2 protein-coding genes and 1 pseudogene are annotated in these 1858 nt (G+C 41.7%); all 3 read right to left on the bottom strand.

The features are described from left to right. Positions 1 to 66: 66 nt before the first annotated feature. The gene (locus STRDD04_RS03170) at positions 67 to 579 is read right to left on the bottom strand and encodes a dihydrofolate reductase (RefSeq protein WP_062199293.1); all 513 of its coding nucleotides are present in this window, start codon (positions 577 to 579) and stop codon (positions 67 to 69) included. A 130-nt stretch (positions 580 to 709) separates the two neighbouring features. Beyond that, positions 710 to 1548 (bottom strand): annotated as a pseudogene (locus tag STRDD04_RS03175) (thymidylate synthase). Positions 1549 to 1648: 100 nt separating this feature from the next. Continuing rightward, positions 1649 to 1858: ROK family protein (locus STRDD04_RS11390; protein ID WP_231853877.1), on the bottom strand; the 210-nt coding region annotated here is incomplete at its 5' end.

Here is a 1858-nt window from a genome sequence, read left to right on the forward strand (position 1 = left end):
GAGAACAAATCAGACAAATCACACATAAAAAGGCCGTAAAAAAACCAAAAACACTTCGCTCCATTCTTACGAATCCTTTCTTTGATATTTTTTAACAGTAAAGTCATAAATATTTTTTTCGTCTTTTGGATAAAATTCGCTGCTGACTTCTTGATAAAGAGACCAGTCAAAACTCTGCGGGAAATAGGTGTCCCCATCCAACTTGGCAGCAATCTGAGTCTGAATCAATTCGTCCAAATAAGGCTCAAAAGCCGCTATAATCTGAGCGCCACCGATAACATAGAGATTCTTATCCTGATGTTGGTACCAGTCCAGCACATCCTCGATAGTGTTGAAAACTAAGGCATTTTCATCATCTATCTGATAGTCTTGATTATTAGTCAAAATAATACTGGTCCTATTCGGCAAGAGGCGACGGTTCAATCCGTCAAAGGTCACTCGCCCCATCAAAATAGCATGACCAGTTGTCGTTCTTTTGAAATGCTGGAGCTCAGCCGGAAGATGCCAAGGCATGACTTGATCTTTTCCGATAAGACCAGCCTCTGCCTGAGCCCAAATGGCAATAATTTTCTTTGTCATTATCCCATCCTTCTAATTGGTAATTCCATTCTATCAAATTTTGCAGAAAAAGGCTTTTTTCAACTATGCTTTTCGGAAAAATATCATTCCTTCATTCAGACAAAAGATTGGTCTGTTTTTTCCAAAGGAATCAAATCGCCAAATCAAACTTGAGCTGAGGTTTGACCGGATCATAGTCTAATAACTCAAAATCTTCTGCCTTGATATCAAAGAAATTGGTTCCGTCTGGCACATTTAAAACGAGCCGTGGTTGGCAGTTGCTAGGTTCCCGACGCAAGAGTTCCTCCGCCTGCTCAAATTGATTATCATAGATATGCAGGTTATTGACAAAGTAGAAAACTTACCGACCTTCCAGCCAAAATGTTTGGCAATCATCATCTGCAAAGCTACATACTGCATGGCATTGATGTGGTGGGCAACCAGCATATCATTTGAGCGCTGCGTCAGAGTCGCATCCAGATAAATCTCACCATCTACACGGCGAACGTCAAACATGGTCTGAAAAGCGCACGGAAGCAAGCCTTCTGTTTCTTCAAAAGCTTCATAATCCCAGAGAGAGATGATATTGCGACGATTCCAAGGATTAGCCTCCAGCTGTTGGAGGATTTTATTGATAATATCGTGCTTCTTGACAACGGCTCCGTAGCGCTGACCAATGGTGCCCGTATCGCCAACTTCCCAGTCATTCCAATAGTGAACATTGTACTTGTCATTGAGCAATTCCAGACTATTGGACTGGTCTTGATAGATCCAGAGCACTTCCTTGATGGCAGACTTGATGGCAATAGGCCGCAGAGTTGTAATTGGGAACTCGCCCTTGCTCAAATCGTATTCTGCAAAAGAACCTGTGATATACTTGGAGTTAGCCACATTTCCGTCCTTATAACGCGGACGGGCATTTTCAGAAAAAACTCCTACTTCTAAAATCCTGCTAATATTTTCTTTAAAAATCGTATCTGCTTTGGTCATGATGTCTCCTGAATCCTTAAACTTTCTTTAGTATAGCAGATTTTTCAAAAAAATTCTCCTGCTGAGTTTAGCAGGAGAATAAATGAATGAAACTTGCAAATTATTGTAAAACTAATGAAGCTGCTCCAATCACGCCGGCATCATTTCCAAGCGTTGCCAGAGCCAATTTGGTTGAAGTACGCACTTGCGGGAAGCTGTTTTCTTCATAAACTTTGCGGACACCTTCAAGCAGAAACTCTCCAGCTGCAGATACACCACCACCGATAACGATTGTTGAAGGATTTAGGATAGAGCCGATGTTGGCACAGGC

Source organism: Streptococcus sp. DD04 (assembly GCF_001578725.1).
GTDB classification, from domain to species: Bacteria; Bacillota; Bacilli; order Lactobacillales; family Streptococcaceae; genus Streptococcus; species Streptococcus sinensis.

Bases quoted from the DNA above. Each gene is read 5' to 3' on its own strand.
- STRDD04_RS03170 (WP_062199293.1), bottom strand. From the start codon at position 579: ATGACAAAGAAAATTATTGCCATTTGGGCTCAGGCAGAGGCTGGTCTT.